Here is a 14,533-nt window from a genome sequence, read left to right as displayed (position 1 = left end):
CCCCCTTTGAGGCTACTGCGCCGGACGGACGACGAGCAAAAGGTCTCCGGCTTCGACCTGCTGGGTCGCCCCCACCGTGAGCCGTTCGATGACGCCGTCGACGGGGCTCGTGATGGCGGCCTCCATCTTCATCGCCTCGATGGATGCCACCGCCTGACCGGCCGCGACCCGGTCGCCGACGGCCGCTTTCAAGGTGACGACACCCGAGAAGGGCGCCGCGACCTGACCGGGCTTGGAGGTGTCCGCCTTCTCGGCCTGCCGCGCCTCGACGTCGATCGACAGGTCGCGGACGAACACCGGCCGCAACTGGCCGTTGAGCGTCGTCATGACGGTGCGCATGCCCTTGTCGTCGGCGTCGCCGATGGCCTCGAGGCCGACGAACAGCTGCACACCGCGCTCGATCTCGACGGTGTGCTCCTCGCCGGCGCGCAGGCCGTAGAGGTAGTCGGCGGTGTCGAGGGCGCTGAGGTCGCCGTACGCCGCGCGCGTCTCGAGGAACGTGCGGGTGGGCGCCGGGAAGAGAAGCGCGTTGAGCCGTCCACGCCGCGTCTCGGAGTCGCCCCCGAGGGCGGCGAGGTCGTCGGCCGTGAGCGGCGTGAGTCCGGTCTTGATGTCGCGGCCGGCGAGCACCTTCGTGCGGAACGGCTCGGGCCACCCGCCGGGGAGATCGCCGAGCTCGCCCGCCATGAACGACACCACGGAGTCGGGCACGTCGTACTTCTCGGGGTTGCGCTCGAAGTCGTCGGGGTCGGCCTTGACCGCCGCGAGATGGAGGGCCAGGTCACCGACGACCTTCGAGGACGGAGTGACCTTGGGCACACGTCCGAGGATCCGGTTCGCCGCGGCGTACATGTCCTCGATGAGCTCGAAGTCGTCGGCCAGACCGAGCGCGATCGCCTGCTGACGCAGGTTCGACAGCTGACCGCCCGGGATCTCGTGGTGATAGACGCGCCCGGTGGGCCCGGGCAGCCCCGACTCGAAGGGGCGATAGAGGTGGCGCACGGCCTCCCAGTACGGCTCGAGGTCGGACACGGCTGCCAGATCGAGCCCCGTGTCGCGCTCGGTGTGCGCGAGCGCCGCGACCAGGGCCGACAGCGACGGCTGGCTCGTCGTGCCCGACATCGGCGCGGCCGCCGCGTCGACGGCATCCGCTCCGGCCGCCGAGGCGGCGAGAAGCGTCGCGAGTTGACCGCCCGCGGTGTCGTGCGTGTGGACGTGCACGGGAAGGTCGAAACGCTCGCGCAGAGCCGACACCAGACGCGCGGCTGCCGCCGGTCGGAGGAGTCCCGCCATGTCCTTCACGGCGAGCACGTGCGCGCCGGCGTCGACGATCTGCTCGGCCAGGCGCAGGTAGTAGTCGAGCGTGTAGAGGTCCTCGCGGGGGTCGAGCAGGTCGCCGGTGTAGCAGACGGCGACCTCGGCGACAGCGGTTCCGGTTGCCACGACCGCGTCGATCGCGGGCCGCATCTGCGCAACGTCGTTGAGCGCGTCGAAGATGCGGAAGATGTCGATCCCGGATGCCGCTGCCTCGGCGACGAAGGCATCCGTCACCTCCGTCGGGTACGGGGTGTATCCGACGGTGTTGCGACCGCGCAGGAGCATCTGGATCGCCACGTTCGGCAGCGCCCCGCGCAGCACGTCGAGGCGTTCCCAGGGGTCTTCCCCGAGGAAGCGGAGCGCGACGTCGTAGGTCGCACCACCCCACGCCTCGACGGAGAGCAGCTCGGGCGTGAGCCGCGCGACGTACGGGGCGACGCGGGCGAGGTCGCGCGTGCGGACACGCGTCGCGAGAAGTGACTGGTGGGCGTCGCGGAAGGTCGTCTCGGTGACGGCCAGGGCCGTCTGCTCGCGGAGCGCCTTCGCGAATCCGGCGGGGCCGAGCTCCTGCAGCCGCTGGCGCGACCCGGCGGGCGCGGGAGCCGTGAGGTCGACGGCGGGGAGCTTGCTGCCCGGCTCGACCGAGAGCGGGTTCTCGCCGTTCGGGCGGTTGACCGTGGTGTCGACGAGCCACGACAGGATCTTGGTGCCGCGGTCCTTGGATTCGCGCCCCCGGAGCAGCTCGGGCCGCTCGTCGATGAACGAGGTGCTGAGGTCGCCCGCGACGAACGCCGGGTCATCGAGTACGGCCTGCAGGAACGGGATGTTGGTGGAGACGCCGCGGATGCGGAACTCCGCCAGCGCGCGGCGGGCCCGGGCGACCGCCGCACCGAAGTCGCGGCCGCGGCACGTGAGCTTCGCGAGCATCGAGTCGAAGTGCGGGCTGATCTGCGACCCTGCGGCGGTCGTGCCGCCGTCGAGACGGATGCCGGCACCACCCGGTGAGCGGTAGGTCGTGATCTTGCCGGTGTCGGGACGGAACCCCTGCGTCGGGTCCTCGGTCGTGATGCGGCACTGGAGGGCCGCACCGCGCAGACGGATCTCGCCCTGCGTGAGCTGGAGCTGGGCGAGCGTCTCTCCCGCGGCGATGCGCATCTGGGACTGCACGAGATCGACGTCCGTCACCTCCTCGGTCACGGTGTGCTCGACCTGGATGCGCGGGTTCATCTCGATGAACACGACCTCGCCCGCCCGCGGTCCCGCCGTCTCGAGCAGGAACTCCACCGTCCCGGCGTTCTGGTAGCCGATCGAACGGGCGAAGGCGACGGCGTAGCGGTGCAGGTCCTCCCGCACGGCGTCGTCGAGGTTCGGTGCGGGGGCGATCTCGATGACCTTCTGGTGCCGCCGCTGCACCGAGCAGTCGCGCTCGAAGAGGTGGACGGTCTCGCCCGTGGCGTCGGCCAGGATCTGCACCTCGACGTGGCGCGGTCGCTGCACGGCCTGCTCGAGGAACATGCGCGGGTCGCCGAACGCGCTCTGAGCCTCGCGCATCGCCTCCGCGAGCGCGGGAGCCAGCTCGCCGATCGACTCCACGCGCCGCATCCCGCGGCCGCCGCCGCCGGCAACCGCCTTCGCGAACAGGGGGAAGCCGATCCCCTCCGCCTCAGCCACGAGAGCATCGACGTCGTCGGAGGCGGCCGTCGACCGCAGCACCGGAACGCCGGCGGCGATCGCGTGCTCCTTCGCCGTGACCTTGTTGCCCGCCATGGACAGCACCTCGGCGGGCGGCCCGATGAAGGCGATGCCGTTCGCGGCGGCCTTCTCGGCGAGCTCGGGGTTCTCCGAGAGGAACCCGTACCCCGGGTAGATGGCATCCGCCCCGCACTCGAGAGCGACGCGGATGATCTCGTCGACGTCGAGGTAGGCGCGCACGGGATGCCCGCGCTCGCCGATCTGGTACGCCTCGTCGGCCTTCAGCCGGTGGAGGGATGCGCGGTCCTCGTAGGGGTAGACCGCGACGGTGCGGGCTCCCACCTCGTAGGCGGCGCGAAACGCCCGAATGGCGATCTCTCCGCGATTGGCGACCAGGATTTTCGAGAACATGCACACCCTCACGTCAAGCTGGCGGAGCTGAATGTGCTCACAGCCTAGGGGAAGGTAACGTAGACGATCGTGCACGTACTCTCCGTCAGCTCTTTGAAAGGCGGGGTCGGCAAGACGACCGTGACGCTCGGGCTGGCATCCGCCGCCTTCGCACGTGGCGTTCGCACTCTCGTCGTCGACCTCGACCCGCAGTCCGATGTGTCCACCGGCATGGACATCCAGGTCGCCGGTCGACTGAACATCGCCGACGTCCTGGCCAACCCGAAAGAGAAGGTCGTCCGTCAGGCGATCACCTCCAGCGGCTGGGCCAAGGTCCACCCCGGCACGATCGACGTGCTCATCGGCAGCCCATCGGCCATCAACTTCGACGGCCCGCACCCCAGCGTGCGCGACGTCTGGAAGCTCGAGGAGGCCCTGGCCACCATCGAGTCCGACTACGACCTCGTCCTCATCGACTGCGCCCCGTCGTTGAACGCGCTGACCCGTACCGCATGGGCCGCGAGCGATCGCGTCATCGTCGTCACGGAGCCCGGATTGTTCTCCGTCGCCGCCGCCGACCGCGCGCTCCGCGCCATCGAAGAGATCCGCCGCGGCCTCTCCCCCCGTCTCCAGCCGCTGGGCGTCGTCGTCAACCGCGTCCGCCCGCAGTCGATCGAGCACCAGTTCCGTATCAAGGAATTGCGCGACATGTTCGGCCCGCTCGTCCTCAACCCGCAGCTGCCCGAGCGTACGTCGCTGCAGCAGGCCCAGGGCGCCGCGAAGCCGCTGCACGTGTGGCCCGGCGACTCCGCGCAGGAGCTGGCCGCCGACTTCGACGCCCTGCTCGACCGCATCGTCCGCACCGGCCGCATCCCGGTCTCGGACTCCCCGCAGGCGTAGCCCTTCCTCTGCCCGCCCTCTCGCGCGTGAGGGGTCAATTTCTGTCGCCTCAGCCCTCGGCAGGCGACAGAAATTGACCCCTCATGCGGAAGGACGTGGGGCGTCAGGCCGTGCGGGCGGCGCGGCGCGCGGCGAGTTCGTCGACCGCCTCGGCCGCGGACTCGAAGTCGACCAGCGTCGACTCCACCTCGCGGAGGACCTTGCCGACCGCGATCCCGAAAACGCCCTGCCCACGGCTGACGAGGTCGATGACCTCGTCGTTCGAGGTGCACAGGTATACCGAGGCACCGTCGCTCATGAGCGTGGTTCCGGCCAGATCGCGGATGCCGGCGGCGCGAAGCTGTTCGACGGCGGTGCGGATCTGCTGGAGCGAGATGCCGGTGTCGAGAAGACGCTTGACGAGCTTGAGCACGAGGATGTCGCGGAAACCGTAGAGCCGCTGCGAACCGGATCCGCTCGCACCCCGCACGGTCGGGACGACGAGTTCGGTGCGAGCCCAGTAATCGAGCTGACGGTACGTGATGCCCGCGGCTCGCGCGGCGACCGCACCCCGATAGCCCGTGTCGTCATCCATCTCGGGAAGCCCGTCGGTGAAGAGGAGATCTGTGGCGAACCGGGGTTCACCGACTACGTCGCCAGCGTTCATGCTCGCGTCCCTCCTCATCGGCTCGTTGGTTCCACGCTAGATCAGCGAGGGTCCCCCGGCAATGACATCCGAGCCGAGGGGGTCGGCGTGTCGCGGTCAGGACAGGATCCGGTCGATCGCTTCGCGGACGAACAGTGTGCGGACCTCATCGAGGCGGGCCGCGAGCTCGGGGGCGAGCTCGCTCGCGCGCGCTCGAGACGCCGCATCCGGGCGTCGCAGCAGGGCCGACAGGGCGGACTCGACGAGGGATGCCTCGCGCTCGGCGCTCTGCCTGAGCGACCGCACGTGTCGCGGCTCGATGCCGTGACGGTCGAGCGCGACGAGGGTCCGCAGCAGCGTGACCGTCTGTTCGGAGTACGTTTCGGCGCCCGTGATCACACCCGTGCTGATCGCGTCGTTCAGCAGCTGAGGCGCGGCGCCCGCGGCAGCCAGGAGCTCGTCGCGGCGGTAGCGGCGAGGCGCGTTCGTCATCGACGCGATCGCGGTCGGAGGTGCGGGATTGCGCCCTGCGTCGAGGTCGGCGAGGTAGTCACGGATGACGGCGAGCGGAAGGTAGTGATCGCGCTGCAAAGACAACGCCAGCCGAAGACGATCGAGGTCGCCGGGCGAGAACTTGCGGTAACCGGATTCGGTGCGCGTGGGCGAGACGATGCCCTGCACCTCGAGGAAACGCAGCTTGCTGGAGGAGAGCGCGGGGAACTCGGGCGTGAGTCGCGCGAGGACCTGTCCGATGCTCAACAGCCCCGAGGCCGCCGGACGACCGCGGGCGGGGGCTGCCGCCATCAGTTCTCTACCGGCGGGAGGTCGACCGGTGAGCCGAAGAAGTTCAGGCGGAACTTGCCGATGCGCACCTCGGCACCGTTGATCAACGCCGACCGGTCGACGCGCTCACCGTTGACGTAGCTGCCGTTCAGCGACCGCTGGTCGACGATCTCGAAGGAGCTGCCGGAACGGGTGATCTCCGCGTGACGGCGCGAGACCGTGACGTCGTCGAAGAAGATGTCTGCTTCGGGGTGACGCCCGACGGTCGTCACGTCGGTGTCGAGCAGGTACCGGGCACCGGTCGTGGGCCCGGAACGGACGATCAGCAGGGCGGCACCGGAAGGGAGCGCGCCGATCGCCTCGACCTCGGCCTCGGTGAGGTCGGCGCCGAACGGGACGAAAGAGAGATCGGCGTCGTGCCCGAACGTCTGCGTGGTGTCATGCGACGGCTCGGACGCGGCAGCGTCTGCGGCGCGTCGAATATCGTCGCGCTCGAATCTGCGGGTCTCGTCCACGGCTGCTCCTTCATTTCCACCATAGCCGACCGGCTCCGAGCCGGAGCTGCCGATGAGCCTCGCGGAGGCCATGGGATATGGGTCTTCTCCCGGCGTCGGCAGCACGGACCGCGTTCGGGAAGCGGTTCGGTGCGACGGGGGACACTCGAACCTATCCAGCGCAGGTGCACCCTGTCGAGTCCGGGTGACCCCGAGTGTCGTCCATCGAGGCACGCCTCCCCGGCTCGGCTCAGGCTCCCTCGCTAGGGTCGATGGGGTGATCACGTCCTCCGCGCCTCGTCGGCGCACCCTGCCCGCATTCCTGGCCGCCGCGGCCGTCGCGCTGGCGGCGCTCCTGATCCCGGCGGCCCCGGCCTCCGCGCACGACGAACTGGTGTCGTCGGACCCCTCGGCGGATGCGGTGCTGGACGCGCTCCCCCCGCAGATCACCCTCACCTACAGCGCCGACATCCTCGACGCCGACGGCGCCACCGTCATCCAGGTGACGGATGCCGCGGGCACCGCCCTCACCGACGGCGCGGCAACGGTGTCGGGCACGGTCGTCACCCAGGCCCTCGCCGGACCGGCATCCGGGGTCGTCACCGTCGTCTGGCGCGTCGTCTCGGGCGACGGGCACCCCATCGACGGCACGTTCTCCTTCACCGTTCCCGCCGCGCCCACGCCGACCGCGACCCCCACTCCCACGGAGACCCCCTCAGCGACCTCGACGCCCGAGCCGACGGTCACGGTCACGGCGACCCCGGCCCCGGCCGAGAGCACCTCGGATGCCTCTCCCCTGCCGTGGATCCTGCTCGCCGTGGCGGCCGTCCTCGTCGTCGGAGCACTCGTCTGGGTGGCCCTCGCCCGGGGCCGCGGAGGCTCGTCCGGAAGCGGCTCCGCGGGGAGCGCCGGGCGATAGGCTGAGGGCATGCCTCATTACGATCTGGTCATTCTTGGTGCGGGTCCCGGCGGGTACGTCGCAGCCGTGCGCGGCGCGCAGCTGGGGCTGTCGGTCGCGGTCATCGAAGAGAAGTACTGGGGTGGTGTGTGCCTGAACGTCGGCTGCATCCCCTCCAAGGCTCTGCTGCGCAACGCCGACCTCGCGCACACGTTCCACGCGAAGGCCGACCTGTTCGGCATCTCGGGTGACGTGCACTTCGACTTCGGCACCGCCTTCGACCGGTCCCGGTCGGTCGCGGCCGGCCACGTCAAGGGCATCCACTACCTGATGAAGAAGAACAAGGTCACCGAGTACGAGGGCCGCGGTCACTTCGTCGACGACCACACCCTGGATGTCACCAAGGCCGACGGCTCGAAGGAACAGGTCACCTTCGACAACGTCATCATCGCCACCGGCTCGACCGTGCGCCTCCTGCCCGGCGTGACGCTGTCCGAGAACGTCGTGACCTACGAGGAGCAGATCCTCAACCGCGAACTGCCCGGCTCCATCGTCATCGTCGGGGCCGGCGCCATCGGCATGGAGTTCGCCTACGTCCTGACGAACTACGGCGTCAAGGTCACGATCATCGAGTTCCTCGACCGTGCCCTCCCCAACGAGGACGCCGAGGTCTCGAAGGAGATCCAGCGGCAGTACAAGAGCTACGGCGTCGACATCCTCACCTCCACCAAGGTCGACTCCGTCACCGACCACGGCGACAAGGTCACCGTCGCCTACACCGGCAAGGACGGCACGACCGGCTCGATCGACGCCGACCGCGTGCTCATGTCGATCGGTTTCGCGCCCAAGGTCGACGGCTTCGGTCTCGAGAACACCGGTGTGAAGCTCACCGAGCGCGGCGCGATCGACATCGACGACCACATGCGCACCAACGTCCCGCACATCTACGCCATCGGCGACGTCACCGCGAAGCTGCAGCTCGCGCACGTCGCCGAGGCGCAGGGCGTCGTGGCGGCCGAGACCATCGGAGGCGCCGAGACGCAGACCCTGGGCGACTACCGGAACATGCCCCGCGCCACCTTCTGCAACCCGCAGGTCGCCTCGTTCGGCCTGACGGAGCAGCAGGCGCGCGACGCCGGCCACGACATCAAGGTCGCGAAGTTCCCGTTCTCGGCCAACGGCAAGGCCAACGGCCTGGGCGAGCCCGTCGGCTTCGTCAAGCTCGTCGCCGACGCCGAGACGCTCGAGCTCATCGGCGGCCACCTCATCGGCCCCGACGTCTCCGAGCTGCTCCCCGAGCTGACGCTCGCGCAGAAGTGGGACCTCACCGCCCTCGAGGCCGCGCGTAACGTGCACACGCACCCGACGCTGTCGGAAGGCCTGCAGGAGGCCTTCCACGGTCTCGTCGGCCACATGATCAACCTCTGACCCGACCGGTCGCAACGTCCGACGGCCCCTGACCCACTCGAGAGAGCGGGTCGGGGGCCGTCGTCGTCTGCGACTTCGTGTCAGTGGCCGAGGGTGCGGGCCAGCTTCGAACCGGATGCCGCGGGCCGACCACCGGCGGCGAAGACCGCCGCGTCGACCGCCGCGAAAAGGGCCGTGCGACCGGCGTCATCGGCGGGACCGGCGGGACCCAGCTCCACCTCCCACTCGCGCCACTCCGATTCCACGCCGCGGCGTTCGTCGAGCGCTCGGACGCGGTCGTCGACGAACTCCGCGACGATACCCCCGTCCGCGTCGAGCAGCGCGTACGCCGTGCGATGGTTGCGCACGCGTGCGAGCGGGACGAAGGGTCCCCGTGCCCAGCCGGCGACGGCATCCTGGATCTCATCCGGAACCACCGGGTCGGCGTCGGGATCGCCGATGTCGCCGAGCGGCCACTGCGTCTCCGAGCGACCGCCCTCGGCGGGAGCCTTGATGTGCCACCCCGCGTCGGGTCCACCCTGGCGGCGACGCACGGCGACGCCGTTGCGCGCCAGGTCGGCGTCGGCGGTGTCGACGTAGCGCGCGTCCAGGACACGCGGCTCGGCCTCGCCCACGCGGGCGACGCCGGGAACCGCCGACCAATCGGGAAGGGGCGTGTCGGACTCGACGTCGTACTTCGACTCGACCTCGACCGACGAAGACCCCGGCGCGCCTTTACTCAATCGTCGCGTCCGTCGACATCCGGGTTGATGTCCTCGGTCTCCTCGACATAGGCGTAGACCGCCTGCGTGGGGCCGTCGGACTCGCCGGTGTTCTCCAGCCCGCCTTCGCGACGGTAGACGAGCTGCCCCTCGCTGTAGGGCATGATCAGCGTGTCATCGGACTCGTTCTCGAGCGGGATCACCTGCCCGTCGAGCGGGCCTCCGGTCAGTCGTGCAATAGCCATGTGCCCAGCGTAGACCGGGCCCTCGCGCGCGGCCCGCGCCTTGACACCCCTCGCCTAGACTCGCTCGGGTGATGAGCGCGGACCTCCCCGGCGACAAGCCGTTCGTGCTCCTCGCGACGCGCGCGCAAGACCTTCCCGCGGACGAGGAATACGCGCTGTTCCTGCGGTTCACCGGCCTGCCTCCCGGGCGGCTGCGTCGCGTCCGGCTCGAGCGCGATCCGATGCCCGAGATCGACCTCGATGAGGTCGCCGGCATCCTGGTCGGAGGGAGCCCGTTCAACGCGTCCGACCCGTGGGAGGAGAAGTCGGCGGTGCAGCGACGGGTCGAGGCCGAGATGGCCGCGCTGGTCGACGAGGTCGTCGCGCGGGATGCGCCGTTCCTCGGCGCCTGTTACGGCGTCGGCACCCTCGGAACGCACCTGGGCGCCCCCATCGACGGCACCTACGCCGAATCCATCGGCGTGGTGGACGTGTCGCTGTCGGAGGCCGGCCGCGCCGACCCGCTGCTCGCCGGTATGCCCGAAGGCTTCGCCGCGTTCGTGGGGCACAAGGAGGCGATCTCCGCGCTTCCCCCGGCGGCGACGCTGCTGGCATCCTCCCCCACGTGCCCGGTCCAGATGTTCCGCGTCGGCGAGAACGTCTACGCGACGCAGTTCCATCCCGAACTCGATCTCGCCGGCATCGTCACACGCATCCACGCGTACGCGTCGTACGGATACTTCGCGCCCGACGAGCTCGACCTGACCCTCGCGGCCGTCCGGCGCGCGCCCGTCACGGCGACGGGTCGCATCCTCCGCACGTTCGTCGAGCGCTACGCGCGCTGACCCGGACCACGCTCCGGTCCGCGCAGCGCTCGACGCGGCGCCGCACCCACCCGACCGCTCGCGTGGCCGCCTGACGCGCCCGCGGCGCGCTACGCCCGCTCGGCCGGAGCCCGCCGCACGACCGGCACGACCGCGGTGATCGCGGGGTGCACGAGCCGCAGCTGCGGCTCGAGCCCGAGGTCCACCAGCACCAGGCGACCGGAGAGCTCGGGACCGCGTCCGCGCAGCAACCCCGCTTTCACCGCCCCGAACGTCACCGTGATGTCGGCGGGAAGGACGGCGGCATCCGCCTCGCCCGAATCGGGGTGCAGCCCGCTGGGAAGGTCGGCGGCCACGACCCGCACGCGTCCCTCGATCACTGCCGGCAGGAGCGCCTCGACGACGGCGCGGGCGGTCCCCCGCAAGCGTGGATCGGCGGAGGCGCCGATGCCCAGGATGCCGTCGAGCACCAGCACGTGATCCGACCCGGCGGCGCAGATCTCCGAGGCATCCCGGAGCCGGGCCCCCGCGGCGAGGGCCGTGTCGAGTGCCTCGCGATGAACGCGGTCGCGGGTGAGCACGACATCCACGCGGGTGCCCTCGCGGGCGATGTGCGCGGCGGCGAAGAGCACGTCTCCCCCGTTGTCCCCCGATCCGGCAAGGACCAGGACGGGCCCGGGCGTCCGGACGAGCTCGTCGGCGACGACCCGGGCGAGCGCGCGGGCGGCCTCACGCATGAGCGGACGGCCGGCGGCGAGGAGCGGCGCCTCCGCCGCACGGATCGTGTCGGCGGTGTAAGCGACGATGCGCTCGGTCATGTGGCCCACCCTAGACGCGTGCGGCGAGGTCAGTCGTGGGCGGTATTCTTCGCGATCGTCTCGCGTTCCTTCGTCTCCGCCTCGCGGGCGGCATCCAGTTCGCCGACGGCCGCCTGCACGGCCCGCTCGGCGCGCTGCACACGGAACTGCACGAGCGTCGAGGCCGCGTACTTCGCGCGCACCCGGTCCTCGTCCTCCTCGTGTCCCACCGTGATGTAGGCACCGGCGAGCAGGATCACCTGGCTGGAGAGATTGAGCCACAGCAGCAGCGCGATGAGAGCGGCGAAGGTCGCGAGCAGCGGATTGCTGCCGGCGCCCCCGACGAACAGCCCCGACAACTGCTGCAGCACGACGAGCCCGATCCCGCCGAGGAGCGCGCCGCGCAGCAGCGTCGCCCGCCGCACCCTCAGTCCGGAGAGCAGCGCGAACGCCGCGGCGACGACCGCGGAGTCGAGCGCGAGGACGACGAGAGTCGAGACCAGCCAGGTCAGGATGCCGGTGACCCACGAATCCGCGGAGATGCCCAGCCAGTCACGCACGACCGTCAGCCCCGCGGTCGCGAGGAAGGTCACGGCCGCGGCCGCCGCGAGTGCGACGCCGACGCCGATCGCGAGCGCCAGGTTGCGCAGGATCACCCAGACGATGAACGTGTCCTCGGTCGTGACGTCGGCGATCTGTCGGAGCGCCGACCGGAGCGATCCGACCGCGCCGATCGCGGCGCCGACGAGGCCGAGCGAACCGAGGATGCCCGCGATGGTGAAGCCCGCGGGCGCCTTGATATCGGCGACGTCGATGAGACCGTCGGGGCCGACCAGGCCCGGGATGGCGCTGTCCACGGCGCGCACGAGAGCGGCGAGCCCGTCCGGGTTCCCCGCGAGCCACAGGGCCGCGAACGAGAATCCGATGAGCACACCGGCGAAGACGCTGAAGAGGGTGCGGTAGGTCACGCTGTCGGCGAGGATGGGTCCGCGCCGCCCCGCGTAAACGAGGTAGGCGCGCACCAGACGCTGCTGCAGCGCCCACGCGGTGACGCGACGGAGGAGGTCAGCCATTTCCTCAGGCTAAGCGGGGCGCGCGGATTCTCCGTTCGGGGTTGACCGAGCAGCGGAATCGCCGAACCGCGCGACGCTCGGAGAATCTCGGCGGCGATGGGCGAGAACGCGGGGGCGTGGAGGTGAGCCCGTCACGTCATCGCCCTCAGGAGCACCCACCACGCCCCCACCAGCAACGGCGGCCCGAAGGCGACCTCGGCGCGCCGTAGCCCGGCGAGCAGCGCTCCCGCGGCGGCGGCTCCGCCGCACGCGAAGCCCGCGACGAGTCCCGTGATCACGGCATCCGCTCCGAACCACCCGAGATGGGCGCCGACGAGCGCGGAGAGCGTGACGTCGCCGCCGCCGAAGGCCGCGGGCCGGACCCCGTGCAGCAGGAGGCAGACGAGGAACGCGGATGCCGCCCCGCCCCACACGCCCGCGACGCGTTCGAATGCGCCGTCGGCGAGTGCCGTGGCGGTCAGCAACCCCAGCGCGAGCGCGAGGCCGGGGAGCACGAGGACGTGCGGGAGGCGATGGTGGCGGAGGTCGACGACGGCGAGGACGACGCTCAGGGCCGCGAAGGAGGCGAGGGCGACGCCGAGCACGCGGTTACGCGTCGACGACCGACAGATGGACGAGGACGATCCCGTCGGGCTCGATCCCCTCTCGGTCGCGGACCGCGCGTTTCAGCGGCAGGACGTACGCCCCGTCGGACTGGGGGAACACCGAGGTCCGCCAGGTCGACGACCCGATCGTGGCCTCCACGCGGACACCCCCGAAGCCACGACGGTAGGTCTGGGTCTCGCGGACGGCTTCGCTGAGATCGAGCGGCAGGGCGACGAAGTACCAGTCGCTGTCGAGCCGCGCGGCCCACCGGAAGACCTCTCCCTCGAACTCCACGATCACCCGCGTCTCCTTCCGATCGCGTCACCCTACCCCGGCGCCCGGAGCCGCCCACGCCGTTCTCCCCCGGGGAGGAGCCGTCACGCCGGCAGGATCCCCGCGGCACGCGCCGGGTCGGCGTAGGCCAGCGCGAGAGAGGCGACGGTGTCGTGAGCGTTGAGACCACTCGGGTTCGGCAGCACCCACGTGGGCACTCCCGCGATGCTCTCGTCCTGCCGCCCCGCGACGGCCTTCGGGCGTTCGAAACCCTGACGGTAGGCGGTGAGGCCGACGACGGCTACGGCGCGCGGAGCGAGGGCGGCCACACGGGTCTCCAGCGCCGCGGCGCCCGCGCGGAGTTCCTCGCGGCCGAGTTCGTCGGCGCGCGCCGTCGCCCGGGCGACGAGGTTGCTCACACCGATGCCGGCCGCGAGGATCATGGCGCGGTCGGCGTCGTCGAGGGGTCCGGTATGGGCGGGGAGGCGCGGGAGGATCCCCGCCGCGACCAGCGCGGGCCAGAACCGGTTGCCCGGCCGGGCGAACGGCGTACCGGTGGCCGCCGTCCACAGACCGGGGTTGATGCCCACGAAGAGCAACCGGAGCCCGGGCCCGACGAGGTCGGGGATCGTGGCATCCCGGTACGACTCCAGTTCGGCGCGTGAATACCCCACGAGACCACTATGACCACATTCCTCCGCCCGATGCGCGGTTGTGCCAGGATCGGCGGAATGGATGTCGTTCCGGCTCTGACCGAGGTCCCTCCCGCCCAGTTCGTCATCGTGGGCGACAACATCCGCCTCGCGACCTACTCGTGGGGAGACCCCGAGGCGCCCCCGGTGCTGTGCGTCCACGGCTTCGGGTCGAGCACGCGCGACAACTGGGTCAACACCGGTTGGGTTCGCGATCTTCTGCGCGCGGGCTTCCGGGTGCTCGCCGCCGACCAACGCGGCCACGGCCTGAGCGACAAACCTCACGACGCCGACGCCTACCGCATGAGCGCGCTCGTCTCCGACCTCGTCGCGGTCCTCGACACCTACCTGGTCGACCAGGTGCGTTACCTCGGGTACTCGCTCGGCGGCCGAGTCGGATGGCAGCTCGCCGTCGACGCGCCCGAGCACGTCGAACGCGCGGTGCTCGGCGGCATCCCGGACGGCCGGCCGCTCGCGCGGCTCCAGGTCGATCAGGCGCGGGCGTTCCTCGATCACGGCGAACCGGTTCAGGATGCCACCACCCTGCGCTACATGTCGCTCGCCGACCGCGTGCCGGGCAACGACCTTCGTGCCCTCGTCGCGATCGCCGAGGGAATGCGCCTCGGCCAGACGGATCCCGACCCCGCATCGCCGCCGCAGCAGCCGGTGCTCATCGCCACCGGCACCGAGGACCCCATCCACGACCAGTCGACGCGCCTGGCCGGTCTCCTCCCGCACGGGGAGTTCGTCGACATCCCGGGGCGGCACCACGTCAACGCCCCCGGTGCCCGCGCCTTCCGCGAGGCCGGGGTCGCGTTCCTCGCCCGCGACATCTGA

The 14,533-nt window shown here is 70.9% G+C and carries 16 protein-coding genes; 5 read left to right on the top strand and 11 right to left on the bottom strand.

Annotated features, from left to right (window positions below):
• Positions 1 to 12: 12 nt before the first annotated feature.
• On the bottom strand, positions 13 to 3,420 hold the full coding sequence (locus tag ABC271_RS07170) for a pyruvate carboxylase (protein ID WP_412924209.1): 3,408 nt from the start codon (positions 3,418 to 3,420) through the stop codon (positions 13 to 15).
• A 69-nt stretch (positions 3,421 to 3,489) separates the two neighbouring features.
• On the opposite strand from ABC271_RS07170, the gene ABC271_RS07165 reads away from it, so the two are divergent.
• Positions 3,490 to 4,299, top strand: coding sequence for a ParA family protein (locus ABC271_RS07165; RefSeq protein WP_412924208.1), 810 nt, complete (start codon positions 3,490 to 3,492; stop codon positions 4,297 to 4,299).
• A 103-nt stretch (positions 4,300 to 4,402) separates the two neighbouring features.
• Here ABC271_RS07165 and ABC271_RS07160 read toward each other — a convergent pair whose 3' ends face one another.
• From ABC271_RS07160 to ABC271_RS07150, 3 genes are all read right to left on the bottom strand, one after another.
• The gene (locus ABC271_RS07160) at positions 4,403 to 4,945 is read right to left on the bottom strand and encodes a MerR family transcriptional regulator (protein ID WP_412924207.1); all 543 of its coding nucleotides are present in this window, start codon (positions 4,943 to 4,945) and stop codon (positions 4,403 to 4,405) included.
• Positions 4,946 to 5,041: 96 nt separating this feature from the next.
• A complete protein-coding gene (gene ftsR / locus ABC271_RS07155; protein ID WP_412924206.1) occupies positions 5,042 to 5,728 on the bottom strand; it encodes a transcriptional regulator FtsR in 687 nt (228 codons plus the stop codon).
• Positions 5,728 to 6,222, bottom strand: coding sequence for an FHA domain-containing protein (locus ABC271_RS07150; protein ID WP_412924205.1), 495 nt, complete (start codon positions 6,220 to 6,222; stop codon positions 5,728 to 5,730). Before ABC271_RS07150 ends, ftsR begins: the two co-directional genes overlap by 1 nt.
• Positions 6,223 to 6,478: 256 nt before the next feature.
• On the opposite strand from ABC271_RS07150, the gene ABC271_RS07145 reads away from it, so the two are divergent.
• Together ABC271_RS07145 and lpdA are read left to right on the top strand one after the other, a co-directional pair.
• The gene (locus tag ABC271_RS07145) at positions 6,479 to 7,120 is read left to right on the top strand and encodes a copper resistance CopC family protein (RefSeq protein ID WP_412924204.1); all 642 of its coding nucleotides are present in this window, start codon (positions 6,479 to 6,481) and stop codon (positions 7,118 to 7,120) included.
• Between the two features lie 9 nt (positions 7,121 to 7,129).
• Positions 7,130 to 8,527 carry a dihydrolipoyl dehydrogenase gene (lpdA, locus tag ABC271_RS07140; protein WP_412924203.1) on the top strand — a complete coding sequence of 466 codons (1,398 nt, stop codon included), beginning with the start codon at positions 7,130 to 7,132 and terminating at the stop codon, positions 8,525 to 8,527.
• Between the two features lie 80 nt (positions 8,528 to 8,607).
• Here the strand turns inward: lpdA and ABC271_RS07135 are convergent, their stop codons facing one another.
• Together ABC271_RS07135 and ABC271_RS07130 are read right to left on the bottom strand one after the other, a co-directional pair.
• Positions 8,608 to 9,249, bottom strand: coding sequence for a CYTH domain-containing protein (locus ABC271_RS07135; protein WP_412924201.1), 642 nt, complete (start codon positions 9,247 to 9,249; stop codon positions 8,608 to 8,610).
• A complete protein-coding gene (locus ABC271_RS07130; RefSeq protein ID WP_412924200.1) occupies positions 9,246 to 9,473 on the bottom strand; it encodes a response regulator in 228 nt (75 codons plus the stop codon). Before ABC271_RS07130 ends, ABC271_RS07135 begins: the two co-directional genes overlap by 4 nt.
• 71 nt (positions 9,474 to 9,544) lie before the next feature.
• On the opposite strand from ABC271_RS07130, the gene ABC271_RS07125 reads away from it, so the two are divergent.
• Entirely contained in the window at positions 9,545 to 10,297 is a 753-nt protein-coding gene (locus ABC271_RS07125; protein ID WP_412924199.1) for a glutamine amidotransferase, read from the top strand.
• Between the two features lie 89 nt (positions 10,298 to 10,386).
• On the opposite strand, the gene ABC271_RS07120 is transcribed toward ABC271_RS07125, so the two are convergent.
• From ABC271_RS07120 to ABC271_RS07100, 5 genes are all read right to left on the bottom strand, one after another.
• Positions 10,387 to 11,094: an NAD(P)H-hydrate epimerase gene (locus ABC271_RS07120; RefSeq protein ID WP_412924198.1), complete on the bottom strand. Its 708-nt coding sequence runs from the start codon at positions 11,092 to 11,094 to the stop codon at positions 10,387 to 10,389.
• Positions 11,095 to 11,123: 29 nt separating this feature from the next.
• Positions 11,124 to 12,146, bottom strand: a complete 1,023-nt coding sequence (locus ABC271_RS07115) for a YhjD/YihY/BrkB family envelope integrity protein (protein WP_412924197.1) — start codon at positions 12,144 to 12,146, stop codon at positions 11,124 to 11,126.
• 131 nt (positions 12,147 to 12,277) lie between these two features.
• On the bottom strand, positions 12,278 to 12,730 hold the full coding sequence (locus ABC271_RS07110) for a prepilin peptidase (RefSeq protein WP_412924196.1): 453 nt from the start codon (positions 12,728 to 12,730) through the stop codon (positions 12,278 to 12,280).
• A 4-nt stretch (positions 12,731 to 12,734) separates the two neighbouring features.
• The gene (locus tag ABC271_RS07105; RefSeq protein ID WP_412924195.1) at positions 12,735 to 13,031 is read right to left on the bottom strand and encodes a DUF1905 domain-containing protein; all 297 of its coding nucleotides are present in this window, start codon (positions 13,029 to 13,031) and stop codon (positions 12,735 to 12,737) included.
• A 77-nt stretch (positions 13,032 to 13,108) separates the two neighbouring features.
• Positions 13,109 to 13,678, bottom strand: coding sequence for a mismatch-specific DNA-glycosylase (locus ABC271_RS07100; protein ID WP_412924194.1), 570 nt, complete (start codon positions 13,676 to 13,678; stop codon positions 13,109 to 13,111).
• A gap of 57 nt (positions 13,679 to 13,735) precedes the next feature.
• On the opposite strand from ABC271_RS07100, the gene ABC271_RS07095 reads away from it, so the two are divergent.
• Entirely contained in the window at positions 13,736 to 14,533 is a 798-nt protein-coding gene (locus ABC271_RS07095) for an alpha/beta fold hydrolase (protein ID WP_412924193.1), read from the top strand.

The organism is Microbacterium canaveralium, assembly GCF_047238045.1.
Classification (GTDB): domain Bacteria; phylum Actinomycetota; class Actinomycetes; order Actinomycetales; family Microbacteriaceae; genus Microbacterium.
This window is presented reverse-complemented; position numbering and strand designations above follow the sequence as displayed.

Bases quoted from the DNA above. Each gene is read 5' to 3' on its own strand.
- ABC271_RS07170 (WP_412924209.1), bottom strand. From the start codon at position 3,420: ATGTTCTCGAAAATCCTGGTCGCCAATCGCGGAGAGATCGCCATTCGG.
- ABC271_RS07160 (WP_412924207.1), bottom strand. From the start codon at position 4,945: ATGAACGCTGGCGACGTAGTCGGTGAACCCCGGTTCGCCACAGATCTC.
- ftsR (WP_412924206.1), bottom strand. From the start codon at position 5,728: ATGGCGGCAGCCCCCGCCCGCGGTCGTCCGGCGGCCTCGGGGCTGTTG.
- lpdA (WP_412924203.1), top strand. From the start codon at position 7,130: ATGCCTCATTACGATCTGGTCATTCTTGGTGCGGGTCCCGGCGGGTAC.
- ABC271_RS07130 (WP_412924200.1), bottom strand. From the start codon at position 9,473: ATGGCTATTGCACGACTGACCGGAGGCCCGCTCGACGGGCAGGTGATC.
- ABC271_RS07125 (WP_412924199.1), top strand. From the start codon at position 9,545: ATGAGCGCGGACCTCCCCGGCGACAAGCCGTTCGTGCTCCTCGCGACG.
- ABC271_RS07120 (WP_412924198.1), bottom strand. From the start codon at position 11,094: ATGACCGAGCGCATCGTCGCTTACACCGCCGACACGATCCGTGCGGCG.
- ABC271_RS07115 (WP_412924197.1), bottom strand. From the start codon at position 12,146: ATGGCTGACCTCCTCCGTCGCGTCACCGCGTGGGCGCTGCAGCAGCGT.
- ABC271_RS07095 (WP_412924193.1), top strand. From the start codon at position 13,736: ATGGATGTCGTTCCGGCTCTGACCGAGGTCCCTCCCGCCCAGTTCGTC.